A 23,323-nucleotide genomic window follows, 5' to 3' on the forward strand; every position below is an offset into this window, starting at 1 on the left:
AAACTATGACTTAACCACTTGTGCGAGGTGCGAGGAAGTTCCTTCGCTGCGCTCAGGATGACAGACGATTAACCACCTCCTCATGCCCGACTCTCCCGCCGCCACGCCCTGGCTGGATTTGACCACGCCCATTACCGACCAGATGCTGCACTGGCCCGACAACGCCCCGGTGCACATTCGCCTGACGCGCAGCATGGCCTGGGGCGACGCGGCCAACGTGACCGAGCTGAGCCTGAGCGCCCACACCGCCACCCACGTGGATGCCCCGCGCCACTTCCTGGCCGATGGCGCCGACGTAACCCAGCTGGACCTGCAGACCCTCATGGGCCCGGCCCAGGTAGTGCGCATCGAGCACCCCGGGTTTGTCACCCGCGAGGAGCTGCAGCGGCAGCTGCCCGACCTGCCGCCCGGCGCCCGCCTGCTCTTCCGCACCCGCAACACCGAGCGCAACTGGGTCGCGCAGCCCTTCACCCAGGACTTCGTGAAAGTGCGCGCCGACGCGGCCGAGTGGCTGCGCGACAAGCAGGTGGTGTGCGTAGGCGTCGACTACCTTTCCGTGGGCCCGGCCGACACCCACCGGATTCTGCTCGGGGCGGGCATCACCGTCATTGAGGGCCTGAACCTGGCCCCCGCCGAGCCGGGCCACTACGAGCTGCTCTGCCTGCCCCTGCTCATCGAAGGCGCCGACGGTGCCCCCGCCCGCTGCCTTGCCCGACGGCTTTAAGTGAAATAGTGAGTTGGTGAAATGGTGAGTGTCGTGCTGCTTGCGCAAACTGCGCAGCTCGGCCTCCAGAACGTCAAACTCACTATTTCACCAACTCACTATTTCACCACTTCACTAAATCACCGCATGAGCAACACCCAAATCGGCATCGTCGGCCTCGGCAAGATGGGCGCCGCCCTGGCCCAGCAGGCGGCCGAAAAAGGCTACCCCGTGGTGGGCATGGACCTGCGCCCCCGGCCCGACCTCGAATCGGACCTGATTGACATCGTGCCGACGCTGCTGGAACTGGCCCAGCGGCTGCAGCGGCCCCGCAAGGTCTTTCTGTACATCCCGGCCGGCGCGGCCGTCGACGGCATCATCGAGCAGCTGCTGGCGGTGCTGGAGCCCGGCGACATCATCGTCGACGGCGGCAACTCCTACTGGGGCGACTCCATCCGGCGGGCCAAGCGCCTGCAGGAGCGCGGCATCCACTTCCTCGACTGCGGCACCAGCGGCGGCCCGGGCGGCGCCCGCACCGGCGCCTGCTACATGGTGGGCGGCGACGCCGACGCGGTGGCCCTGCTGCGCGACTTCTTTGTGGCCACGGCCGTGCCCGACGGCTTTCTGCACACCGGCCCGGCCGGCACCGGGCACTACGTGAAGCTGGTGCACAACGGCATCGAGTTCGGGATGCTGCAGGCCATTGCCGAGGGCATGGGTTTGCTCACCCACTTCCGCGAAAAGCTGGATATCAGCGCCATCCTGCAGCTCTGGAACAACGGCTCGGTGGTACGCTCGTGGCTGATCGAGCTGATGAAGAAAACCTACGACCAGGAAGGCGGCTTCACCGTGCCCAGCTACATCGAGGACACCGGCGAGGTGAACTGGCTGGTGGCCGACGCGCTGCACATGGAAGTGCCCATCCCGGTCATCACGCAGTCGGTGGTGCAACTCTTCACCTCCCGCGACAAGGACCCGACCTGGGCCAAGGCCATTGCCATGATGCGTCACGGCTTCGGCGGCCACCCCTACGGCGAGGACGCGGGCATCCGGCACGAGCGGCAGTTCGGCCGCGTGGGCGAGTACGAGCAGCCCGAAGAAACCGGCGAGCAACCGGAAAACAACCCGAAATGAATGGAGAATTCTGAATTATGAATGCTGAATTTTGCCCTGCCCAATTGAGCATTCATAATTCAGAATTCTCCATTCATAATTCATCCCCATGCATAAGGGCCGGCTCGAAGCCTTCAGCGACGGTGTACTCGCCATCATTATCACCATCATGGTGCTGGAAATCAAGGTGCCGCACGGCCACGGCACCCTGGCCGAGCTGCAGCCGCTGATTCCGGTGGCGCTGAGCTACCTGCTCAGCTTCATCTACATCGGCATTTACTGGAACAACCACCACCACATGCTCAGCAGCGCCTCGCGCATCAGCGGGGCGGTGCTCTGGGCCAACCTGCACCTGCTGTTCTGGTTGTCTTTGGTGCCCTTCGCCACCGGCTGGATGGGCGAAAACCACTTCGCCCCGGCCACGCTCACCATCTACGGGGTGGTGCTGCTGATGGCGGGCGTGGCCTACTGGGTGCTGCAGAACCTGATTATCCGCGAAGACGGCCCCGACTCCGTTCTGGCCCATGCCATCGGCCGGGACCTGAAGGGCAAGGCCTCGCCCCCACTCTACATCCTGGGCATCCTGGCCTCGTTCTGGCAGCCCTGGCTGTCGGGAGCCGTCTACGTGTCCGTGGCGCTGATGTGGCTGATTCCCGACCGCCGCATCGAACGCACCCTGGCCCGCAAAGCTGCCGGGCCGGTGGGGCATTGAGCGGTATCTGAAAAAGCAGTCATTGCTTTCTGAACGGTCATGCTGAGCCCCGCGAAGCATCTCTACTGATAGTAACCTATACTATCGGACGAAGCGGTAGAGATGCTTCGCGGGGCTCAGCATGACTTTCTGGTTGTTGTTGGTCAACGAAGCGCGCGAGATGCCTCGGCTTCGCTCGACATGACGGGCCCGGGTTGCTTGTCCGAGCGAAGTCAGCAGATGCGCTTTGTCTGGCGCGGGCGTTGTAAGTTGGCGGGCCGCGGCCTCCGTTGCGCCGGGGCCTTACTCTGCCCGCTTATGCCTGCTCCCGCCTGGTTTCGTTTGCTGCTGGCCGCGCCCCTGGGTCTGCTGGCGTTGCTTCCCATCTACCGCGCCCAACCGGCTACCTCCGCCGCTGCTCCGGCCCCGGTCCCGGCCGACCCCATTATCAGCGCCGCCACCATCGGGCGCTACCTGCGGGCCGTGTCTTCCGATGACATGCTGGGGCGCAAGCCCTTTACCGAGGGCGAGAAGCGTATTACCGGCTATCTGGCGGCCGAGTTCAAGCGCCTGGGGCTGCAGCCGGCACCGGGCGGCAGCTACTTTCAGCCGGTGCCGCTGGTGGAGATTACCGGCACGCCCGCGCCTACGTTGCAGATCAAAGGCAGCAAGGGAGCGGCGCTCAGCCTGGACTACAAAACCGACTTCGTGGCCTTCACCCAGCGCGAGCAGCCCGAGGTGGCCGTTACCAACTCCCCGCTGGTCTTCGCCGGCTACGGCGTGACGGCGCCCGAGTACGGCTGGGACGACTACCAGGGCCTTGACGTGAAGGGCAAGACGGTGGTGGTGCTCGTCAACGATCCGGGCAACGCGGGCACGGACACCACCCTGTTTCGGGGCAAGGCCATGACCTACTACGGCCGCTGGACCTACAAATACGAGGAAGCCGCCCGCCACGGCGCCGCCGCCGTGCTCATCGTGCACGACACCCAGCCGGCGGCCTACCCTTGGTCGGTGGTGCTGAGCGGGGCCATCAGCCCCAAGCTGCGCGCCCAGACCGACAACAAGGGCGCCGACAAGTGCGCCCTGGAAGGCTGGCTGACCCTGGACGCGGCCAAACGGCTGTTTCAGGCAGCCGGGCAGGACTACCAGGCGCTCTACCAAGCCGCCAACACCAAGGGCTTCCGCCCGCGCCTGCTCGGGGGGCTCACGCTCACGGGCAGCATCCGTAACCAGCTGCGTCGCCAGACCTCGCAGAACGTGCTGGGCGTGCTGCCCGGCACCCAGCGCCCCGACGAGTACATCATCTACTCCGCGCACTGGGACCATTTCGGCGTCGGCAAAGCCATCGAGGGCGACTCCATCTACAACGGCGCGGTGGACGATGGCACCGGGCTGGCCGCTTTGCTCAGCATTGCCGAAGCATTTCAGCAGGCCAAGGTGAAGCCCCAGCGCAGCATCGTGTTCCTTGCCGTGACGGCCGAGGAACAGGGTCTGCTCGGCTCGGCCTACTACGCCCAGCACCCGCCGTTTCCCCTGAATAAGACGGTGGCCGACCTGAACATGGACATGCTCTGGCCCTACGGCCCGATGAAGGATCTGACGGTCATCGGCTACGGCCAGTCGGAGCTGGAGGACTACGCCCGGGCGGCGGCCAAGGCCCAGGACCGCTACCTGCTGCCCGACCAGACGCCCGAAACCGGCATGTTCTACCGCTCCGACCACTTCAGCTTCGCCCACGTGGGCGTGCCCTCGCTCTACGCCGCCGGCGGCTTCGAGAGCCGCGCCTACGGCAAGGACTTCATTGCCCAGAAGCGCCGCGACTACACCACCAGCATGTACCACAAGCCCGCCGACCAGTTCGACGCCGGCTGGGACCTGTGGGGCATTGCCCAGGACGCGGAGCTGTACTACCAGGTGGGCCGGCGCCTGGCCGCCGAAACCACCTTCCCGCAGTGGCGCCCGGGCTCGGAATTTCGGGCGGCGCGGGAGAAGAGTATGGGGAAATGATCCGCCGCCGTTTGCCGACGCTTGCGCATACCTCGTTCTCGAAAGCTGTTTGCGAGGGTTTACTTATGACTATCGAACCCTCAGAAGTTCTTCGCTAATCCTCCGGAGGTCTTCGCTAATCCTCGGAAGGTCTTACCGAACCCTCCAAAACTCTTACCGAACCCTCCGAAACTCTTACCGAACCCTCGGAAGTCCTTACCGAACCCTCCGAAATCCTTGCCGAATCCTCCCAAGTCATTTCCGAATCCTCGGGAGAGACTTGGGAGGGTTTGTTTGAGACTTTTACCGCTAAAATTCAGTGCTGGCACTGATGTGGAACGCTTAAATGGTCAGCACTTTGGTGCACTTTTCTGCCCCGACGCAGTGAAGCTTGTTTTCCACCTCTTTTTCTTCACTATCATGGCGTACAAGCTGCGCGACTCCGAATCCATTACCAAGGCCAAGCAACGTCTGGCCGGACTCAACGCTATCGAGCCCTCGGGCAAACTCGATCTGGGCAACGGCTACGGCACCGAAAGCCTGGCGGCCAAAATTGGCGACGCGGAAGCCCGACTTAAAGTCTACAACGAAGCCCTCAAAACCCTGAGCAGTCTGAAAAACGAGGTCGATAAAGCAGAAAAAGAGCTGGATAAATTTTCTTCCGGCGTCCTGACGGCGGTGGGCCAGAAGTTCACCAAGGACAGCAACCAGTACGAGCAGGCCGGCGGCACCCGCGAAAGTAACCGGGTCAAGCGCACAACGAAGGCCCGCAGCAAGCCAGCCGTGGCGTAAGCCCGACTGCCTTGCTCACCAAACCGCCGCGCTTTCCCGGGAAAGCGCGGCGGTTTTAGTTGGGCCCGCTGCCATCGTTAGTTGCTTCCTTTACAGGCGCGGGTCCACGGCTTCGCTTTCCAGGGCCAGCACCCCGAACACGCACTGGTGCACCTGCCGTAGCGGCTGCCCGGCCACGAACCGCTCCAGGCCTTCCACGCCGAGGGCGAATTCGCGCAGGGCCAGGTTGCGCTTGCTCTTCACGTTCCGTTCGCGCAGGCGCTCCAGGTTGCCGGGCAGCAGGTAGTCGGGGCCGTAGATGATGCGCAGGTACTCCCGGCCGCGGCACTTCAGGGCGGGCTGCACCAGGTTTTTCTGGCCCGCGGGAATGAAGTCGTAGGGCTTCACCACCATGCCTTCGCCGCCGCTGGCGGTCAGGTCCAGCCACCACTGGGTAGCCGCTTCCACGTCGGGAATGTCGCGCAGCGTCACCACCCGGTAGGGCGTGGCGCGCAGCAGGCCTTCGTCGGCGCGGCAGAGGGTGCGCAGGGTTTCCATGTGCCAGGCGTGGTCCCGGTCGAAGTACGTGCGGCCCTCGGTGGCCAGCAGGTGGAAGGGCGCCAGGCGCAGGTCGGCCAGGCTTTCCACCGGCCAGCAGTAGCGCCGGTAGGCCTCTGCGTAGTGCTCGGCCGCGTTCTGCCGGGCCACGGTACGGGCCAGCAGCGCCTCGATGCCGTCGAGGCCGCGGGTGGCGGCCTGGCTGAGCACGGCGGCGGCTTCGGGCAGGGCGGCGGTAGCGGCCGACGCCACGGCGGCGTACTGGTTTTTGATCAGTTCCTGGGCCTTGGCCGACCAGGGCAGCAGCTCCGCGTCGAGGCAAACCCACTCCGTGTCGAACCGCTCCCAGAAGCCGCTGGTCGTCAGGGCCGCTTGCAGGCGGGCGAGGAAGGCGGCTTCCAGGTCGGCGTCGGTGAAGAAGTTGCGGCCGGTGCGGGTGTACACCTTGCCCGGCCCCTCGCCTACCACCCCGAAGCGGCGGCGGGCGGCGGCTTCGTCGCGGGCCAGCACCACCACCACGCGGCTGCCCATGTGCTTTTCCTCGCACACCACCCGCTCCACGCCCTGCCGGCGGAAGTAGTCGAAGGCTTCGGCCGGGTGCTCCAGCAGATCGGGCAGAGCCGAGGTTTCGGAGGGCGACATGGTGGGCGGCAGGTACAGCAGCCACTTCGGATTCAGGGCAAAGCGCGACATGACCTCCAGCGCCGCCGCCGCGTTTTCCTCCCGAATCGTGACTGAGGGCAGCAAGCGGGTCTTGATGATCTGCTTGCCCATCACGTCGCCGAGGTCGAGCACCTCGTCGTGCAGTTGTTGAGTTGTCAGTTGTGAGTTGTTAGTTGTCAGTTCGTTCTGACCTTCATCACTGGCAACTGACAACTGATTACTGACAACTCCCCGCAACGGCCGCACCGGCTCGCAGTAGACTTCGGCGGCGGGCACGGTGACCAGCTCCCGCTCGGGGTAGCGCAGGACGGTGAGGCGGCCGCCGAACACGCAGCCCGTGTCGATGTCGATGGTGTTGTTGAGCCATTCGGGCTCGGGCACGGGGGTATGGCCGTACACCACCGTGGCCCGGCCGCGGTACTCGGCGGCCCAGGGGTAGCGCACGGGCAGCCCGAACTCGTCGATTTCCCCGGTGGTTTCGCCGAACAGGGCAAAAGCCCGCACGGCACCCGAGCCGCGGCCCTGCATTTCTTCGCGCAGGCCGGCGTGGGCCACCACCAGGCGGCCGTTGTCGAGCACATAGTGGCTCACCAGCGAATCAAGAAACTGCCGCACCTGGTTCTTAAAGGTGTCCGACTCGCCGGCCAGCTGCTGCAGGGTGGCGGCAAATCCGTGCTGCTCGTTGACCTGCTTGCCATTGAGGTAGCGCAGCAGCTTGATGTCGTGGTTGCCGGGCACGCACAGGGCCAGCCCGTCCTGCACCATGCGCATCACCAGGCGCAGCACCGCCGGGGAGTCGGGGCCGCGGTCCACCAGGTCTCCGAGGAAGACGGCCTTGCGCGGAGCCTCTTCCCCCGGCCCCCGCTCCGAAAGAGCGGGGGAGTCAGCCGACTGGGTAGCGTCCGGGTCAGTGGCCGGGAGCCGGCCGGCGGCCGGGCCGTCGGGACGGCGGCTGACGCGCACGCCCAGGTCGCGCACGTCCTGCACCGGCTCGGTTTCCACGATGTAGCCCAGTTGGTCGAGCAGCTGCACCAGCTCGTGGTAGCAGCCGTGTACGTCGCCGATGATGTCGAAGGGGCCGGATTCGTGGCGCCGGTTGTTGTGCAGCGGGTCGCGCACCACGGCCTGCACCGCGTCGATTTCCTCGGGGCCGCGCAGGTGGTAGATGTGGCGAAACCCCTCGCCTTTCAGCAGCTTCAGGGAGCGGCGCAGCTGCTGGCGCTGCTGGGGCACCACGTGCCGGCCCAGGTGCTGCCGCTCGGCGCGGTGGCGGTTGCGGTCCTCGGCCAGGCGGTCGGGCACGTCGAGCACGATGGCGGCGGGCAGCACGTGGTAGTCGCGGGCCAGCTGCACCAGCGCCTTGCGCGCCTCCGGCTGCACGTTGGTGGCGTCGACCACGGTGAGCAGGCCGCGCTTCAGCCGCAGGCCCACCAGGTAGTGCAGCAGGGCAAAAGCGTCGGTGGTGGCGCCCTGGTCGTTTTCGTCGTCGGCCACCAGCGCCCGGCACTGGTCGGAGGACACGATTTCGGTGCTGCGGAACAGCCGGCGGGCAAAGGTGCTCTTGCCCGCGCCCGAGGTGCCGATGAGCAGCACCAGGGAAAGTTCGGGGAGCTTGAGGGAAGTCAGGGGCATGGGTAAGGGCGGATATTGAGCCGCTTCCGATATGGGGTTTGATACAGGGTAAGTCCGGTAAAATTGCGCAAACTCCACTAATAGCGGCTTTTTCGCGGAAGATATCCGTCGAGCGAATGTTTGAGGACGGCGACGCCATTGCCCACGTGTGGTTCAGTTCAAAAACCCGTCTTCGAGTACGGCGAAGGGCACGATGAGCAGCAAGGCAGCCATGCAAGCTTAGCAGCATCCGGTTTCGCCGGCGGTGTTCTACACGGCCCGGGCGTCGATCAGCCCCGGCAAGACATTGCGGCCACTATCGGGGAACCAGTTGGCAAAATGGGGGCTGGAGCTGCCGCCAATGCCGCAGCTGCCTTAGGAGCTGTATCATTTGGGGATAAGTATATTTGGCAAGCGCCGGTTTGCCGGTGGCCCTGGGAGTTACACTATGAAACGCCGTTACGTCTTACTTATCAGTGCCTTGCTTATGAGTGGCAGCCCGGCGGCAGCGCAGCGCCTGTCGCCGCAGGTGCGGCAGCTGGTGAGCCAGCTCCGGCACAAGAACCAGCTGCAGGCGGAGCGCGTCGGCTGGGCTGGCACCACGCCGGAGCAGTACAAGACCTTTGTTGCCCTGCGGGATACAGCTACCACCGATGAGCTGCTGCGCCTCACCCACCACGCCAACGCCGTGGTGCGGGGCTACGCCGGTTGGGCGCTGGCCGACCGGGCCTATCCGCAGCTACCGCGCGTGTTTCAGCGCTACCTACACCAGCTGCGCAAAGTCACCAACCAACACGGCTGCATTGTCGGCCGCAACCGACTGGGACCGGAATTGTATTACCGGGTGGCCCACGATTGTTTCGATCCGGCCGGCGCCGACTCGCTGACTTACGCCCGCCAGCTGGCCCGGCTCGACAGCATCATTCTCTACCAGTACCCCCGCCACCACCTGGTACGCAGCGCGTTGCGGGGCAACGCAGCCAATCCGCACCGCTACGCCGTGGTGCGCAACATCTGCCAGCGTAACCCCGATGGCGTGGCGCTGGAGGCCCTGGCCCAGTACCGCCGGCCCGAAGACATCGCGCTGATCCGGGCGCAGGGCAACGCGGCCTTGGGGGCCATTGCCCGCTTTCCCGACCCCACGTTCTGGCCCCTGCTGACGAGCTTCGACCTCACCGCGTATGCGGGCGAGGCCAACCGGTGGCGCGCCGAACATTACCTGCCGGAGTATTACCGCGCCCTGGCCAGCTACCGCACTACCGAGGCCATCGGGTTTATCCGCAGCCTGTACCACCAAGGGCGCATCGTACAGCCGGCCATCCTGGCCGTGGCCCTCGCCGACACCCAGGACCCGGTATACGATGCCCTGCTGCTAGACCTCTGGGCCACGGACAAGCTCATGCTGCTTCCCGTTGCCAAACGGCTGGCGACCACGCAGCCCGCCGCGGCGGCCCGGGCGTTTGCCCAGGGCCTGCTTGCCCCAGGCCCGTACGAACCGCAGGAGGCATATTCCTACTACCGCCTCGACGAGCAGGTTATCGACCTGATGCTGGGCCACTTGCAGCAGCATGACAGCGCGCTGGTTTCGGTAGTTTGCCGGCAAAACATCCAGACGGCCAGCTTTACCCCGCTGAAAATGTTTCTGGAATACGCCCGGCGCCACCAGCTGACTAGCTGCAAGGCCGCTATCATGGCGCGGCTGCAACAGCCCAATTCGCCCTTCGACACGTTTCACCTGGCGGAAACGGCCCTGTCTTTCCACGATCCAAGCCTGAAGCCTGAGCTAATCCGCGTACTGACACTGCACCGTTCGAGCTGGGACCGGTACAACTGGCCGGAGGCTTTCCGCAAGCTATTCGCGGCCAACGACATTCATCTTGCCGCCTCCCCACCAACGCCTGAAAGCAAGTAAGGCGCCACGCCCTACTTCCGCACAAACGCTACCTGCCCGTCCTTGTAGGTTTCCAGCAGGCGCGGCTGCAGCTTGCCCCAGTACGTGAGGGTACGGCCGGTCTTGGCGTCCTTGTGCAGACGAAAGAGCACGTCCCCGGACTTGAGCTGCTGGAACCTGGCGCCATCGAGGCCTTGCACGAAGAGGACCTGGGCGTCGGTGGGCGTGCCGGTGGCGCGGACTTTCAGCTTCATAAAGGTCTGCTGGCCTTCCACGCTCAGCTGCCCGCCGAGGGCGCCGTTCTGCGGTTGCAGGCCCAGCTTCCAGGTCATGGCCATGCTGTAGCCGGCCAGGGCTTTCACGGGTTCTTCCTCGTAGAGGTAGGTGCCGGCCCAGTTGGCGACGCCGGCCGCTTTGGGGCTGGCAAAAAAGAGCGTAGACCAGGCAGCGAGGGGCAACAGCAGCGTCGTCATGGCGGCTAAAGCGTTGGTGGAACCCTGCTTCTAACGAAAAGAATGCCACCACGGTCGAGCGTTGATTGCCCAACCCATACCAGTAGGTGTGGACCGCTACCTATCAGAACGTCATGCTGAGCTTGTCGAAGCATCTCTACCGCTTCGTTGAATCGGTGCGGATGAAGCGGTAAGGACGCTTCGGCAAGCGGAGGCCAGATGAAGCATGACGGCCGTTTTTCTTAACGATCCACAAAGCCTAACCCGGCCATCAGCCGTGGGCTACTTCGTCACGCTCGTCACTCGAAACTCCACCCGGCGGTTGAGCTTGCGCGTTTCCTCCCGCTCGTTGCTGGCCCGCGGCTCGGCCCCGCCCAGGCCCACCCCGCTGATGCGCTCGGCGGCCACGCCGTGGCTGACGAGGTAGGTCTTGACGGCCGCCACGCGCTGCTCGCTCAATTCCACATTTTTCTGCGGGTCGCCCACGTTGTCGGTGTGGCCGCGCAGCTCGATGCTCATGCCGGGGTTCTGGGCCAGCAGAGCGGCCAGCTGGTCGAGGGCGGCGAAGGACGAGGGCAGCAGCGCGGCCTGGCCCTGCTCGAACTGCACCTTGTCGAGGGCCGTGACGGTGCCCACGCCCAGGGGCCGCAGCAGGATGTCCTGCGCCGAAGCGCCGGGTGGCAGCAGGTAGAGGCTGTCGGCGGCGAGGTAGCCGGCCAGCTGGGCCTCGGCCGCGTAGGCGAAGCCAGGCTGGGCCGTAAAGCTGAAAGTGCCGTCGGCGGCGACGGGCACGGCCCGGCCGCGCAGGCGCAGCTGGGCCCGCGGCAGGGGTTGAAACGTGGCGGCATCGAGCACGCGCCCGCGCCAGGTAGCCGCGGCGGGCGCCGCCGGAGTGGCCGCCACCGGGGCCGGGTCGGCCGGCGGCGGGGTGCTGCGCCGAAACAGGTTGCAGCCGGCCAGGTCGGTATACACGCCGCGGCGCACGCGGCGGGCGTCGCGGAACGAGAGGTCGACTTCGTACACCGACTTGGGCCCGGCCAGGTACAGGCGGCGCTGCCCGCTGGCGTCCTTCTGCATAAGCAGGTCGCTGTAGCCGCCGCGCTCGGGCAGCCCGTCGATGGGCAGCAGGTCGGGGTCGGCCTTGAGGGTGCCCAGGTCGATGCGCAGCACGGCCCCGTCGGTGCTGTACACCTCGTAGAGCGTGCCCTTGTCATCGAGGCAGAAGTTGGCGTGGGTGCCGGCGCCGGCAAAGCCGATAGCCGGGTAGTAGGGCGCCTGCTGCACCGGGTCGTGGGTCCAGACCACCGTCACGCGGCCGTCGGCGGGGCTCACGCGCACGAGCTGGTTGGCGTCGGAGGTAATAAAGTAGAGGCGGCCCCACTCGTCGGTGGCGGCCGAAATCCAGACGCTTTCCCCGCCCTGGGCCGGCAATTGCCACTCGGTGTAGCCGCCCTGCCGGGTGGCCGGGTCGTAGCGGTACACGTACTCGGGGGCGTTGGTGGGCGCCTTCGTGACGGTGTAGAGGCAGTTGTCGAAGCCCTTGGCCAGGGCGTAGGACTGAAAAGGCAGCACCTGCCGGTGCACCTTGGGCGGCGCCGCCAGGTCATCGGTGATGAACTCGTGAATCGTGCGGCAGTCATCTTCCCAGATGCCGTCATGGGTGCGCAGGGCCGCAATGCCGTACATCTTGTCGTCGCAGCCTTGCTCAGCGGCGCGTTTGGCGGCCGGGCCGGCCGCGGCAGCGGCGGGCGCGTTGCCGACGAACGTAAACGACTCGACCAGCTGCCGGCCTTCGGCGAGGTAGCGCCGCTCGGCCACCGCCGCCCGGTATTCCACCTGAAACACCTGCCCGCCGCGCCACAGGCGGCGGCCCAGCACGCGGGTGCGGCCGGCGGCACCCGGGGCGGCGTAGGTGTAGTCGTAGCTGAGTTCCTGGTAGGCGCCGGCGTCGTGCTCGGTCAGGCGCAGTACCTGGCTGCGGGGCAGGGCCCGCAGGCGGCGCCACAGCGTGTCCGGCTGCCCCTGGGCCAGCGGGTTCGGCGGCGCCTGGGGCAGCACGCGGCTGGTCAGCTCGACGGCGGCCGGCGGGGCCTGGGGCGCGCCGCCGGCGTAGAACGTCACCGCGCCGGCGTCCTGACTTACCTGCCAGGTGGAAGGGTACGTGAGCCGGTAGCCCAGGCGGGCATCGGTGTAGGCCTGGCCCGCCGCCGGACCCTGGGCGCGCAGGACCGGCCCGCACAGCATCAGGACAAGCAGCGTCAGCAAAACCTTCATAGGCAACAAAACAAACTCGGCGCGTAACGGCCGAACTACGACGTTCGGCCGGCCTACTAACGCAAAGTTACGCCCGGTTTGCTCCCCGCCGCCGCAATTCGCCGGCACCCACTCGCCCGGCCAGGCGGCGGCAGGCGCAGTCTACGGCTGATTCTCAGGCAGAAGGCCGATCTGCAGCAATCGAATAACGAGTAAAAAGGCGCGTCCTGCTTCCTTTGACGTCCGCGCGGTCGATAGATCAAGCAGGACGTTCAAAAGGCGCTTTTCAGGCTCAACCCCACAGCTACTGACCCGGCCACGGCCGGCTTTGCTGCGCGGCGCCCGGCTCTACGCCGACAGCGCATCCGGCGCGGCCCACTCGGCGGCGGTGGCCTCCAGGGTTTCGGGGTGCATGATGTGGCGGCGGTGCTGCTGGCCCCAGGTGTGCAGCGACTCGATGACCGGGTAGAGCGTGCGGCCGTAGGCGGCCAGCGTGTACGTGACGGCCACCGGGGCCACGTCGGCCTGCACGTGGCGGGTAATGAGGCCGTTGATTTCCAACTCCTTCAGCTCCTTGCTGAGCATTTTGGCCGTGATGCCGACCACCTCGCGCTGCAGCTGCTTGAAGCGCCGCGGGCCGCTGGTGAGGCCCACGATGATGGGCAGCTTCCACTTGCCACCGAGCAGGTCGAGGGCGTCGCGCACGGAGCGCATGGCGGTGGAGCATTCGTGCGAGGAGAGGTCGGGGTGAGTCGGGTGCATGATGCAAAGGTCGTTAGAAATCAGGCCGCTATACCGGGGCACACCGGTATACTTCGGTAAACCGCTATCCGATTCACACCCCACTGCGGCCACCTTTGCCGGCAGCAGCGCCCCGCCGACCAGGGCCTGCGCGTCCCCTCACCTACCACCGTTACCCCCATGACTGTCAACAAGAAAACCCTCGTGACCGGGCTGGTCACCGCCGTGCCCGCCTTGATGATTACGGCCAGCGGCATCATGAAGCTGCTCGGCAGCGCCGAAATCCGCGACGCCATGAGCAAAGCCGGCGCGGCCGAGCTGCGCGTACCGCTGGGCCTGATGGAGCTGGCGTTTACGGCCCTGTTCATCTTCCCGCGCACCATGAAGCTGGGGCTGCTGCTGCTCACCAGCTACTTCGCCGGCGCCATTGCCACCGACCTCACCCACGGCAAAAGCCCCGGCCCGGCCGTTATGATCCTGACTCTGGTCTGGATTGCCGCCTTCGTGCGCGACCGGTCGGCTTTCCTGCCCGCTGCGCCGGCCCACAGCTGATAGCGCTGCTGCGCCTGCACCCGTTCCGATCAGGCTGCTACTTCGGGCAGCCTGTAACTTCCCGGCTCCTGTCAGGTCCGTTGCTCAGCTACCATTTGGGATTGTCGGAAAGTGCCATTAGAACGTCATGCTCCATTCGGCAAATGCCGGATGGAGCATGACCCACTATTGAGCGTACTCTCGACCAACGCCGCTAGCCCTCCCGCTCAAACACGGCCAGCTGCGAGGGCGCCCCGACTTCAGCGTCCTCCGGCCCCAATGGTTCGACCCGCAGGCGGTAGCCGTGCCGCCCGGCCACGCCCGCGGCCCAGGCTTCGAACTGCGCCCGCGTCCATTCGAAGCGGTGGTCGTGGTGGCGGAACTGCCCGGCCGAGAGGGTTTCGTAGCGCTGGTTGTAGTCGGCGTTGGGCGTGGTGACGAGCACGGCGCCGGGCCGGGCGCGGGCAAACACCACCTGCTCGAACGTGGCCAGCCGGCTCTCGTCGAGGTGCTCGATGACTTCCACCACGGCCGCCGCGTCGTAGCCGGCCAGGCGCGGGTCGTGGTAGAGCAGGGAGCCCTGCGTGAGCGTGAGCCGCTCGCGCTGCCGCGGGGGCATCTCGGCCACGTGCAGCCGCTCCTGCGCCCGCTGCAGCTCCTGCCACGACACGTCCAGGGCCAGGATGTGCTCCACCTGCGGCAGGCGCAGCAGGCGGCGCACCAGCTGGCCTTCGCCGCAGCCCAGATCGAGCACCCGCCGGGCCCCGAGGCGCTGAATTTCCTCGGCCACCCGGTCGAGGCGCAGCGCGTGCAGCTTCTGCGTCTTCTCCTCGGCGGCGGGCGCCGGTTCGCCCGCCGCTTCCGCCTCGCCGATGGCGGCGGTTTCCGTATCGTCCGAGGCCGGTTCGTCGGCGGCCAGCAGGCGCTCCAGGGTGGGGTTCACGTACTGGGCTAGGTTGCGCAGGTAGCGGCGGGTGATGAACTCCCGCTCGGGGTGCTCGGGCAGCCAGCCGGCGCCGCGCAGCAGCAGCTTCTCGGCTTCGGCCTGATTGATCCAGTAGTGCTTGTCGCCGCGGTCGAGTACGGGCAGCAGCACGTAGAGGTGGCTGAGCAGGTCGCGCAGGCGGCGGGCCGGGTGGCGCAGGCGCAGGGTGAAGTAGCGGCCCTCGCCCCAGGCCGGCACGGTGGGGTCGAGCGGGTGCGGTTCGGCTTCGACGGCATAGCCCAGCGGCCCGAACAGCCGGTGCAGCTGCTCGGCGCCGGCCGCCGGCACCACGGCCACCGTGGCTTCCAGCGGCAGCAGGGTATCGGGCAGCTCGGGGCGGTCCTTGCAGGTGCCGTTCATGGCCGTGTTGAAGGCCTTGGCCAGGGCCGTGCTCAGAAACGACGAGGCCACGTACGGCCGGTCGTTGACGTACTGCTCCAGCGCGAAGCCCTCCCCCGCCGGCCCGCGGTGGTTGCGCACCAGCCCGATGGGGTCGAGGTCGAGCAGCAGGGCGGCGGTGCAGCGCTCCGCGGTGGCTTCGGGGTAGAAAATATGGGCGTGGCCCGCCGCCACTTCCAGCGTCTGCAGGCGGGCGGGGTTCTTGTGCAGCAGGTAGCCCAGGTCGGTGGCGGGCTGGTGGGTAGTGGTAATGGTCAGCAGCATAGTGGATATCGATGCGAGCCGGCCCCAGCAGGGTCGGCAACGGCAAGATAGAGCCGTTTGCCGGTAGTGCGCCGCGGACTGCCGGCTGGGGTGGGCTCAATACGGGCCGCTTTCTTCCGTTAGGGTCCGAGCGGAGTCCAACGCACCCAGCCGGTTAGCTCCCGAACCCAGCAGGCAGCGCTTTTTCGGCGAAGTGGCGGCAATGCTGGCCGAAAGGGCGTGGCCGGACGCTGCTGGTTAGCTATTTTTGTCGGCTGAAAAGCTCCCATTGGTTTCCCTCCACCCCTCTATGAAGAAGTTCGTACCCCTGTTCGCGTTGCTGGCCCTCGGCACCGTCGCGGCGCACGCCCAGAACCTGCCCGGCGCCGAGCGCAAAAAATACATGCTGCCCAAAAAGGACACGGAGTGCCCCTACGTACAGAACGTGACCAAGAACACGGAGGACGACCAGGAAGTGGAAGGCACCTTCACCCGCCTGGCCTACCGCCCCTACAGCGAGCTGCTGAACGAAATCAACGAGCTGCGGAAGATGAACAGCTGGGCCGACTCGACCTACCAGCGCCGCTTCAACACCCTGCCCGCCGGCGGCACGCTCACCATCATCATGCACCGCAAAGGCCCCAAAAACGCCGACCCCAGCCTGCTCACCGTAGCGGCCCTGACCAAGGACGGCCAGCCGCTGATGAGCCAGCAGCTCACGCCCGGTACCGGCCGCTTCTGGAACCGCGACCTGTACCTAAGCACGCGCACCATACCATTTGTTAAAACCGAGCAACCCGGCCCCGTGTCGGTCGTCATCACCGACGCCAAACTTAAGCAACACTTTGACTACGTTGTCAATACGCAGCAATAGACAGTAACGCGGCCGTCGCCCAATAATACGGACCGCGGCGGGCAACACCAAGTAAAGTGTGCCCGCCGCGGTCCGTATTTTTCCAAATGGGTGCAGCTATTTTTTGTTGAGCCGCGCCCACTGCACGGCAATCAGCGTCTTGGCGTCGCGCCACTCGCGGGCTTCCATATCGGCCCGGCTCAGGCGCAGCAGAGTGATGTTCTCGTTTTCCCCTTCGACGCCGCCGCCCGCGCCGCTTTGCTTGCTGACTTCGGCGTAGTAGATGCCAATCGTTTCGGCGTTGCCGCCCGGCGAGGGAAAGATGGTGACGATGTGCTCCAGGTGGTCGACCTCCGCGTAGCCCAGCTCCTCCTCGATTTCGCGGCGCAGCGCCTCTTCCGGCGACTCATGGCTCTTATCGAGCATGCCGGCGGCAATTTCTTCCACCTCCTGCTCGGCCCCGATGCGGAACTGCCGCACGAAAACATATTCCTGCGTGTTGGTGTCATACACCAGCGCAGCCACGGCGCGGCCCGGCTCAAACCGCTCGCGCGTGAGCTGCTGGTCGCCGTCCTGCACGGTGAGTTTGCGCAGCTTATAGAAGCCGTCGTAAACCGTTTCTACCTTTGTAATCTTCATGGGGTGGATTGGCTAGGGTTCGAACCTCGTTCCTTACGCCAAATATGCGGGCCAATGTTCGGCCCGCAGCCCACTCCGCCGCATTTCTTTTCCCATCGATTTTGACATTTGACGACCTTCACCTGCTGCCCGAGATTCTGAAATCTCTGCACGCCGCGGGCTATGAGCGCCCCACGCCCATCCAGCAGCAGGCCATTCCGCACGTGCTCGACGCCCGCGACCTGCTGGGCGTGGCCCAGACTGGCACCGGCAAAACCGCCGCCTTCACGCTGCCGCTGCTCCAGCGCCTGCACCTGGCCCGGCCCGCGCATCAGCCCACCGGCCCCCGCGCCGTGCGCGCCCTCATCCTGACGCCCACCCGCGAGCTGGCCATTCAGATCGGGGAGAGCTTCGAGAGCTACGGCAGCCAGCTGCCGCTGCGCCACGCGGTTATTTTCGGCGGCGTGAGCCAGCACCCGCAGGTGCAGGCCCTCAAGCGCGGCGTCGACGTGCTGGTGGCCACCCCCGGCCGCCTGCTCGACCTCATCAACCAGGGCTTCATCGATCTGAAGCGCCTGGAAATCTTCGTGCTCGACGAAGCCGACCGCATGCTCGACATGGGCTTCATCAACGATATCCGGCGCATTCTGCCCCTGCTGCCCAAGCAGCGGCAGTCGCTGTTCTTCTCGGCCACCATGCCGCCCACCATCCGCGAGCTGGCCGATACCATCCTGCGCAACCCGGTGCAGGTGGCCGTCACGCCGGTATCGAGCACCGCCGAAACGGTGGAGCAGGTGGTGTACCTGGTGGACAAGACCGACAAGCCCTACCTGCTGCTGGAAGTGCTGGAAGACCCCGCGCTGCGCCGCGTGCTCGTTTTCAGCCGCACCAAGCACGGCGCCGACCGCGTGGCCAAGGGCCTGAACGCAAAAGGCATCGGAGCCGAGGCCATCCACGGCAACAAGTCGCAGAACGCCCGGCAGCGGGCCCTGCAGAATTTCAAGTCGGGCGAAACCCGCGTGCTGGTAGCTACCGACTTGGCCGCCCGCGGCATCGACGTGGACGAGCTGAGCCACGTGGTGAACTACGAGCTGCCCAACGAGCCCGAAACCTACGTGCACCGCATCGGCCGTACCGGCCGCGCCGGCGCCGAGGGCCGCGCCCTCTCCTTCTGCGACGCGGAGGAGCGCGCCTACCTGCAGGACATTCAGCGCCTGATCAACCAGCAGATTACGGTGGTCGACACCCACTCTTACGCCCAGAACGACGTGGAGCCGGTGCCGCTGAAGGGCCCGAACATCACCAAGCCCAAAGGCCCGGCCGGCCGCCCGCCGCGCTCCGGCCCCCGCCCCGAGCGCGGCGGCTCAGCCCCGAAAGCCCCCAAAGCCGCTACCGGCGGCGGACGCTCGGCGGCCTCGGCCCCGCGCCCCAAAGCGGAGCGCGGCGGCCAGCAACGCTCGGGCGCGGCCCCGGCGGGTGGCAGCGGAGGCAACGGCCGCTCCGGCCGACGCCGCAGCCGCAACTCCCGGCCCAACCGCCCGTCGTAGTTCGATTCCGCTTTAGCCGCCCGTCCTGCCAGGATGGGCGGCTTTTTTTTGAGCCTTTCATAAGCGTCTGGTGCGAACAAATTTCCGGGCCCGGCGCTTATAAAGAAGCCCGGCGGCTGTCGGGCTTTGCATGTGCCATTTCACTTCCGCGTTTTTATGGCTAGCTGTTCGCTTTCGGTTATTGAGGCGCTGCGCACCACGGCCCAGCGCCTGAGCGCCCAGGCACCATACCAATGGGGCCATATGGGTAGCTGCAACTGCGGCCACCTCGCCCAGACCATCACGTGCCTGAGCAAGGCCGAAATCCATGCCCGCGCCCTGCAGCGCCACGGCGACTGGGACCAGCAGTTGCGCGACTACTGCCCCACCAGCGGCCTGCCCATCGACGACATCATCGACGAGATGCTGGCCGCCGGCTTTACCCGCCCCGACCTGGCGCACCTCGAACGTCTGTCCGACCCGGTCATCCGCGCCGCCATTCCGGCTGCGCGGCGCGAGGCCCTGCGCCATAATCAGCGCGACGACGTGGTGCTGTACTTGCGCACCTGGGCACAGCTGCTGGAAGCCCAGTGGCTGGCCGGAATTGAGCTGCCCAGGTTGCAGTTGGCGTCTGCTGTGCAGGTCAGCGAATAATCCGGGTTAGACAACAGCCGTAGCCCGCAACGCAACGCGCCCCACCTGACGAGTCGTCAAGTGGGGCGCGTTGCGTTGCGGGGGCCGTGTTGGCCCAACCGGGTTACTTGATGGCGTTCGGGTTGCTGCTCTGGGCCTCGCGGTATCCTTCAGCCCGGTGGCTGCGCTTGTAGGCAGCATCGGCATTGGGGTCTTGTTCAGCATTCGGCGGGGGCGTGCACGACGTGGCCAGCACGGCCACCCAGGCAAATAAAGCGAGCAGGCAGGTCTTCTTCATGCCCCAAAGGTAAGCAGCGCCCACCGATTCCGGCAAGGGGTAAATGATATGTATGACAAGGATTCGTTCCGGCGACCTTAACCCGAGGCAGCGTGAGCAGATAGATGCCGGAGCAGAACATGCAAATCAAGCGTTTACATAGATACACTCAATGGCGACCGGGCAAAAAGCATGCAATACCCATGTTTACAAGTTCACAGAGCCTGGCACACTTTAAGCAGCAACACATCCCGGTTTTACATTTCAACATCCGCAGTCATCATTCGTGATAAAGCTAAGCAGGTTGGCCGTATACAGGTCTTAGACCAATATGATTTTAACTATAACAGTCTAAGACCTTATTTTTAGCAAAATACTGACTCAGCACATTGTAGATGAGTATTCAATATCAAGAAACAACTTTTTTAACTAACCCACTATTATCAAGGACATCAAAGCCCGGCATTTAAGCAAAACAATCTCTTCATATATTTCACTATAAATAACTGATAAACAGCAATTTTAAAATCAAAAAACAAACTTAAACCAACGAAAATAAGCCAACCTGACAACTTTCACTATACCAATTCTATACACATAAACCCGCAACCATATTCATTAAGCTGTTATGATATAACGTTATCAAACATCTTCTTCAATCAATAAAACAGGCTAAATAGCACTTATCCATCGTCTAGGTATTCGGCTAAAGGCTTCCAGATCAGAGTCCATCCGCAGATGGGCTAAAGTCTGCAAAAGTGCCGTCGCTGTAGAAGACCATCACACGACGAATCGTCCTGGGTGGTTTGGCCGGCGAAGCGGACTGAGCTAGAGCCATTACGATGGGGTCCATTGCAACGGAGCCAGCCTCTGCAGGCAGCGGCGGGGTAACTATGGGAGGCTGCGGAGCTTGTACTACATGCTCCACGGGGCTTTCCAGCTGAGCAGGGGCTGTCGACTCCGCTGTGGTGCCCGCCAGGGCTCTGGAGGCCTTGGCAACCCGCCGTGGCTGAACGACGGACTCAGGAGCCACCGGACTTGCCGTAGCCGCGTCTGACGACGTAGTGGCCTCCGTAGCCGGAGTCAGCATGGGGCCCTGGCCCGTCAGCAGCCACGGCATGGCTATATCGGGGAAGGCTGCAATGATTTTCTGCACCACCTCCAGGCTAGGCTTGTTACGCCCACCCAGTATGTGGCTCACAATCGGACGCGCTACCCCAATTGTATCGGCAAATTGCGTAGGGCTAAGCTGACGCGCTTGCAAAAGCTGACGGATTCGGTCGACCATGGTGCTGGAACTATGTTTACAAAACTATCAACATCTCGACAGACATTCATCACGGCCCCGGATTATGATTTCAGTAAGTTTTGTTTCAATAGTAAACAGTAAGATCTGTACAGCTTACATTAATAACACATGTAAACGAATTGATTACACAAGTAACAGATGTAAATAGTATACTTTGCTGCTCATTCCTGGCTGGTATAGCCAGTTTTACCTTATCAAGCTTAGCTGCCGGGGGTAACCGGGGCACTATCTGTTTCCAACTGCGAAGCATGTACACATGAGCTTGCTTTGTCAACGCGTGGGGGGAATACTCCACAAACGCCAAAGCCGCCGTTCCCCTCAATCGGGAAACGGCGGCTTTGGCTATACGGCTGCGTGCGGGCACACGCACCTAGTGCTAACGGTAGATCAGGTGCTAAAGTACTCCTGAGCCAGGGCCTTGTCGTGGCCGTAGATGTCGTCGCGGAAATGCAGATTGCCGGCGTCATCCACCCAGGCGGTGAAGTACACCAGGTACACCGGCAGCTTCTCGGGCAGGGTCACGTACTGCTCCTTCCCTTCCGCTACCGTCTGCTGGATCTTGCTCATGTCCCAGCCGGGCTTGTTGCGCAGCAGGTACTCGGCCAGCACCAGGGGTTTCTCGACGCGCACGCAGCCGTGGCTGAAGCCGCGCTTGGCCTGGCTGAACAGCTCGTCGTGCGGAGTATCGTGCAGGTAGATGTCCTGCGAGTTGGGGAACAGGAATTTCACGTCGCCCAAATCGTTCTTCGGGCCGGGCCGCCGGCGCAGCGTGTAGCGCCAGGTGCTCTGAGTAAGGTTGGCCCAGTCGATGCTGGTTGGGTCGACAGGCGTGGCTTTGGCCCCGGAGCCTTTCACCACTTCCATGTCGAGGCGGTTGAGCGTGCCGTTGGGGTCGGCCGCCAGCTTGTTACGCAGCTCCTTGTCGATGATGCTGTAGGGCACGTTCCAATAAGGCGCTACTACCACGTATTCCATCTTGTCGCTGAACACCGGCGTTGCGTTCAGGGTCTTGCCCACGATGACGCGCATGTCCAGGGCCGGCTTGCCATTCTCGTACACCCACATGTGGTAGTCGGGAATGTTTACGAGCAGGTAGTTCGGCTCGAAGCGCTTGGGTATCCAGCGCCAACGCTCCATGTTCACGATGATCTGGTCGATGCGGCGCTGCAGCGGCACGTTCAGCATGGTCACCGTTTCGGGCGTCAGGCGGCCGTCGGCTTTCAGCCCGGTCTGCTGCTGAAAGGCCTTAACGGCGGCCGCCAGTTCCGCGTCGTACTTGTGCGACTCGCGGGGCGCGGCAGCGGCCGGCTGGCCGGGCTTGTTCGACACCGGCATGGCCTGCATTGGGGCGTTGGCTACGGCCGGGTTGGGCGTACCGTCGGGGTTGAAGCCGAGCAGGCGGCGGCGCAGCGCGGGCACCACCGCCGACGAGTCGCCGGGGCGCAGGGCCTTCTTCACGGCGGGCACGGGCAGCCAGCCGCCGTTGCGTTGCATGGCGCGGTAGTTGGCCAGCGCCTTCCGCAGCCGGTCGTACTCGGGGTGCAAGGGCGCGAATTCGTAGTACGGATAGGTACTTTCGCGCTCCTGCAGTATGGTCATGAGGGCCTTGTGCAACTTGATTTTGTTGCGTTTGACCTTCCAATCGATGTTTTTTACTTCGCGCGGATCCACGATGCCGCGGTAGAAGTCGTCGGCCCAGTTGAAGTACGTGGCCGACAGCGCCACGTCGATTTCCTTTTCGAGGGCATTGCGCGCCGTGGTGTCCGGCGCCTTTTTGATCTGCGCGAAGAGCTGCGCGAAGTCAACGACCTTATACTTTTTGGGGTCGAGGCCATTCTCGCCGGCCTTGCTCAGTTCGGTGAGCATGCGCTCCGTCTGGGGCACCAGCTGGTGGTTTTTGAACCAGCCGAGGCGGCCGTCGCGCTCCTTGTAGAACTTCTTGCCCCACTCGATTTCGTTTTTGAACGCGGGCTTGGCGGCCATGTACTTCTCGACGTACACGGTATCGACGTGGGGCTGCGGGCCGCTGGTCAGCTGGCCCTGGCCGGGCAAAATGCCGGCGGCTGCGTCCTGCACCTTTGCTTTCTGCTCCTGGCTACACGCGCTGGTAACCAGCAGCAGGCAGAAGGCCAGCCACAGCATGAGGGTGGAAAGGAAAACGGATTGAACCGATGATTTCATTGGGGGAGGGTGGAAAAACAAGGCGGCAAGTGGTGCGCATCCGCGGTGGCATGGCCAAACGCTCGTTTGGCCGCGGCGGCGCTTGCTCCGTTGTACTCCGTCGGTGCGCGGCGGGTTGCCTTGCTCCTGCGGTTTCCAGCGTGCAAGATAGCCGAAAACCGCAGCGCCGAAAACATTTCTAAACAGATATATATCCATCGGTGCGCCCGCCATTCGGCTTATCGGCCGCCTGCTTAGCCCCATCTTTGTGGCGCCGATTTCCTTTCCGACGAGCCGGCATCCCCGCCAGACCCGGCCGGTCTTCGTAGGCAGTTTCAACGGATTCTTGCGGG

Annotated in this window: 19 protein-coding genes; 10 read left to right on the forward strand and 9 right to left on the reverse strand. The window is 64.5% G+C overall.

Going from position 1 to position 23,323, the window contains the following annotated elements:
* Positions 1–82: 82 nt before the first annotated feature.
* From FDY95_RS14950 to FDY95_RS14970, 5 genes are all read left to right on the forward strand, one after another.
* The gene (locus tag FDY95_RS14950) at positions 83–724 is read left to right on the forward strand and encodes a cyclase family protein (RefSeq protein WP_138078868.1); all 642 of its coding nucleotides are present in this window, start codon (positions 83–85) and stop codon (positions 722–724) included.
* Between the two features lie 126 nt (positions 725–850).
* Positions 851–1,837 (forward strand): phosphogluconate dehydrogenase (NAD(+)-dependent, decarboxylating), encoded by a 987-nt coding sequence (gene gnd, locus FDY95_RS14955; RefSeq protein WP_138078870.1) that lies wholly within the window; start codon positions 851–853, stop codon positions 1,835–1,837.
* Between the two features lie 88 nt (positions 1,838–1,925).
* On the forward strand, positions 1,926–2,528 hold the full coding sequence (locus FDY95_RS14960) for a TMEM175 family protein (RefSeq protein WP_138078872.1): 603 nt from the start codon (positions 1,926–1,928) through the stop codon (positions 2,526–2,528).
* A gap of 297 nt (positions 2,529–2,825) precedes the next feature.
* Entirely contained in the window at positions 2,826–4,517 is a 1,692-nt protein-coding gene (locus FDY95_RS14965) for a M28 family metallopeptidase (RefSeq protein WP_138078873.1), read from the forward strand.
* Between the two features lie 312 nt (positions 4,518–4,829).
* On the forward strand, positions 4,830–5,288 hold the full coding sequence (locus FDY95_RS14970; protein ID WP_138078875.1) for a hypothetical protein: 459 nt from the start codon (positions 4,830–4,832) through the stop codon (positions 5,286–5,288).
* Between the two features lie 90 nt (positions 5,289–5,378).
* On the opposite strand, the gene FDY95_RS14975 is transcribed toward FDY95_RS14970, so the two are convergent.
* Positions 5,379–8,120, reverse strand: coding sequence for a polynucleotide kinase-phosphatase (locus tag FDY95_RS14975; protein WP_138078877.1), 2,742 nt, complete (start codon positions 8,118–8,120; stop codon positions 5,379–5,381).
* Positions 8,121–8,586: 466 nt separating this feature from the next.
* Between FDY95_RS14975 and FDY95_RS14980 the strand changes: the two genes are divergently transcribed.
* Positions 8,587–10,011 (forward strand): hypothetical protein, encoded by a 1,425-nt coding sequence (locus FDY95_RS14980; RefSeq protein ID WP_138078879.1) that lies wholly within the window; start codon positions 8,587–8,589, stop codon positions 10,009–10,011.
* An 11-nt stretch (positions 10,012–10,022) separates the two neighbouring features.
* On the opposite strand, the gene FDY95_RS14985 is transcribed toward FDY95_RS14980, so the two are convergent.
* The 3 genes from FDY95_RS14985 to FDY95_RS14995 form a co-directional block, all read right to left on the reverse strand.
* Positions 10,023–10,463: a DUF5991 domain-containing protein gene (locus FDY95_RS14985; protein WP_138078881.1), complete on the reverse strand. Its 441-nt coding sequence runs from the start codon at positions 10,461–10,463 to the stop codon at positions 10,023–10,025.
* Positions 10,464–10,724: 261 nt separating this feature from the next.
* Complete coding sequence (locus FDY95_RS14990) at positions 10,725–12,716, reverse strand: OmpA family protein (RefSeq protein ID WP_212744904.1); 1,992 nt, start codon at positions 12,714–12,716, stop codon at positions 10,725–10,727.
* A gap of 327 nt (positions 12,717–13,043) precedes the next feature.
* Positions 13,044–13,457: a winged helix-turn-helix transcriptional regulator gene (locus FDY95_RS14995; RefSeq protein ID WP_138078883.1), complete on the reverse strand. Its 414-nt coding sequence runs from the start codon at positions 13,455–13,457 to the stop codon at positions 13,044–13,046.
* A gap of 159 nt (positions 13,458–13,616) precedes the next feature.
* Here FDY95_RS14995 and FDY95_RS15000 point away from each other — a divergent pair, with 159 nt between their 5' ends.
* Positions 13,617–13,988, forward strand: a complete 372-nt coding sequence (locus FDY95_RS15000) for a DoxX family protein (RefSeq protein WP_138078885.1) — start codon at positions 13,617–13,619, stop codon at positions 13,986–13,988.
* Between the two features lie 193 nt (positions 13,989–14,181).
* On the opposite strand, the gene FDY95_RS15005 is transcribed toward FDY95_RS15000, so the two are convergent.
* Positions 14,182–15,615 carry a 3' terminal RNA ribose 2'-O-methyltransferase Hen1 gene (locus tag FDY95_RS15005; RefSeq protein ID WP_138078887.1) on the reverse strand — a complete coding sequence of 478 codons (1,434 nt, stop codon included), beginning with the start codon at positions 15,613–15,615 and terminating at the stop codon, positions 14,182–14,184.
* Between the two features lie 289 nt (positions 15,616–15,904).
* Here FDY95_RS15005 and FDY95_RS15010 point away from each other — a divergent pair, with 289 nt between their 5' ends.
* On the forward strand, positions 15,905–16,468 hold the full coding sequence (locus FDY95_RS15010) for a hypothetical protein (RefSeq protein WP_138078889.1): 564 nt from the start codon (positions 15,905–15,907) through the stop codon (positions 16,466–16,468).
* Positions 16,469–16,564: 96 nt separating this feature from the next.
* Here the strand turns inward: FDY95_RS15010 and FDY95_RS15015 are convergent, their stop codons facing one another.
* On the reverse strand, positions 16,565–17,086 hold the full coding sequence (locus FDY95_RS15015) for an NUDIX domain-containing protein (RefSeq protein ID WP_138078891.1): 522 nt from the start codon (positions 17,084–17,086) through the stop codon (positions 16,565–16,567).
* A 101-nt stretch (positions 17,087–17,187) separates the two neighbouring features.
* On the opposite strand from FDY95_RS15015, the gene FDY95_RS15020 reads away from it, so the two are divergent.
* Together FDY95_RS15020 and FDY95_RS15025 are read left to right on the forward strand one after the other, a co-directional pair.
* Entirely contained in the window at positions 17,188–18,612 is a 1,425-nt protein-coding gene (locus FDY95_RS15020; RefSeq protein WP_138078893.1) for a DEAD/DEAH box helicase, read from the forward strand.
* 156 nt (positions 18,613–18,768) lie between these two features.
* Positions 18,769–19,245, forward strand: coding sequence for a hypothetical protein (locus tag FDY95_RS15025; RefSeq protein WP_138078895.1), 477 nt, complete (start codon positions 18,769–18,771; stop codon positions 19,243–19,245).
* Between the two features lie 103 nt (positions 19,246–19,348).
* Here the strand turns inward: FDY95_RS15025 and FDY95_RS26350 are convergent, their stop codons facing one another.
* The 3 genes from FDY95_RS26350 to FDY95_RS15035 all read right to left on the reverse strand — a co-directional run bounded on the left by FDY95_RS26350 (position 19,349) and on the right by FDY95_RS15035 (position 22,991).
* Positions 19,349–19,522 carry a hypothetical protein gene (locus FDY95_RS26350; protein WP_165822014.1) on the reverse strand — a complete coding sequence of 58 codons (174 nt, stop codon included), beginning with the start codon at positions 19,520–19,522 and terminating at the stop codon, positions 19,349–19,351.
* A 700-nt stretch (positions 19,523–20,222) separates the two neighbouring features.
* Complete coding sequence (locus FDY95_RS27135) at positions 20,223–20,789, reverse strand: helix-turn-helix domain-containing protein (protein ID WP_138078897.1); 567 nt, start codon at positions 20,787–20,789, stop codon at positions 20,223–20,225.
* Between the two features lie 408 nt (positions 20,790–21,197).
* Positions 21,198–22,991 carry a L,D-transpeptidase family protein gene (locus FDY95_RS15035; protein WP_138078899.1) on the reverse strand — a complete coding sequence of 598 codons (1,794 nt, stop codon included), beginning with the start codon at positions 22,989–22,991 and terminating at the stop codon, positions 21,198–21,200.
* Positions 22,992–23,323: the final 332 nt, after the last annotated feature.

The organism is Hymenobacter jeollabukensis (genome assembly GCF_005771675.1).
Classification (GTDB): Bacteria; Bacteroidota; Bacteroidia; order Cytophagales; family Hymenobacteraceae; genus Solirubrum; species Solirubrum jeollabukense.

Bases quoted from the DNA above. Each gene is read 5' to 3' on its own strand.
- FDY95_RS26350 (WP_165822014.1), bottom strand. From the start codon at position 19,522: ATGAAGAAGACCTGCCTGCTCGCTTTATTTGCCTGGGTGGCCGTGCTG.
- FDY95_RS14980 (WP_138078879.1), top strand. From the start codon at position 8,587: ATGAGTGGCAGCCCGGCGGCAGCGCAGCGCCTGTCGCCGCAGGTGCGG.
- FDY95_RS14950 (WP_138078868.1), top strand. From the start codon at position 83: ATGCCCGACTCTCCCGCCGCCACGCCCTGGCTGGATTTGACCACGCCC.
- FDY95_RS14995 (WP_138078883.1), bottom strand. From the start codon at position 13,457: ATGCACCCGACTCACCCCGACCTCTCCTCGCACGAATGCTCCACCGCC.
- FDY95_RS15025 (WP_138078895.1), top strand. From the start codon at position 18,769: ATGGCTAGCTGTTCGCTTTCGGTTATTGAGGCGCTGCGCACCACGGCC.
- FDY95_RS15035 (WP_138078899.1), bottom strand. From the start codon at position 22,991: ATGAAATCATCGGTTCAATCCGTTTTCCTTTCCACCCTCATGCTGTGG.
- FDY95_RS14960 (WP_138078872.1), top strand. From the start codon at position 1,926: ATGCATAAGGGCCGGCTCGAAGCCTTCAGCGACGGTGTACTCGCCATC.
- FDY95_RS15005 (WP_138078887.1), bottom strand. From the start codon at position 15,615: ATGCTGCTGACCATTACCACTACCCACCAGCCCGCCACCGACCTGGGC.
- FDY95_RS15010 (WP_138078889.1), top strand. From the start codon at position 15,905: ATGAAGAAGTTCGTACCCCTGTTCGCGTTGCTGGCCCTCGGCACCGTC.
- FDY95_RS27135 (WP_138078897.1), bottom strand. From the start codon at position 20,789: ATGGTCGACCGAATCCGTCAGCTTTTGCAAGCGCGTCAGCTTAGCCCT.
- FDY95_RS15000 (WP_138078885.1), top strand. From the start codon at position 13,617: ATGACTGTCAACAAGAAAACCCTCGTGACCGGGCTGGTCACCGCCGTG.
- FDY95_RS14985 (WP_138078881.1), bottom strand. From the start codon at position 10,463: ATGACGACGCTGCTGTTGCCCCTCGCTGCCTGGTCTACGCTCTTTTTT.
- FDY95_RS14965 (WP_138078873.1), top strand. From the start codon at position 2,826: ATGCCTGCTCCCGCCTGGTTTCGTTTGCTGCTGGCCGCGCCCCTGGGT.
- FDY95_RS14990 (WP_212744904.1), bottom strand. From the start codon at position 12,716: ATGAAGGTTTTGCTGACGCTGCTTGTCCTGATGCTGTGCGGGCCGGTC.
- gnd (WP_138078870.1), top strand. From the start codon at position 851: ATGAGCAACACCCAAATCGGCATCGTCGGCCTCGGCAAGATGGGCGCC.
- FDY95_RS14975 (WP_138078877.1), bottom strand. From the start codon at position 8,120: ATGCCCCTGACTTCCCTCAAGCTCCCCGAACTTTCCCTGGTGCTGCTC.
- FDY95_RS15015 (WP_138078891.1), bottom strand. From the start codon at position 17,086: ATGAAGATTACAAAGGTAGAAACGGTTTACGACGGCTTCTATAAGCTG.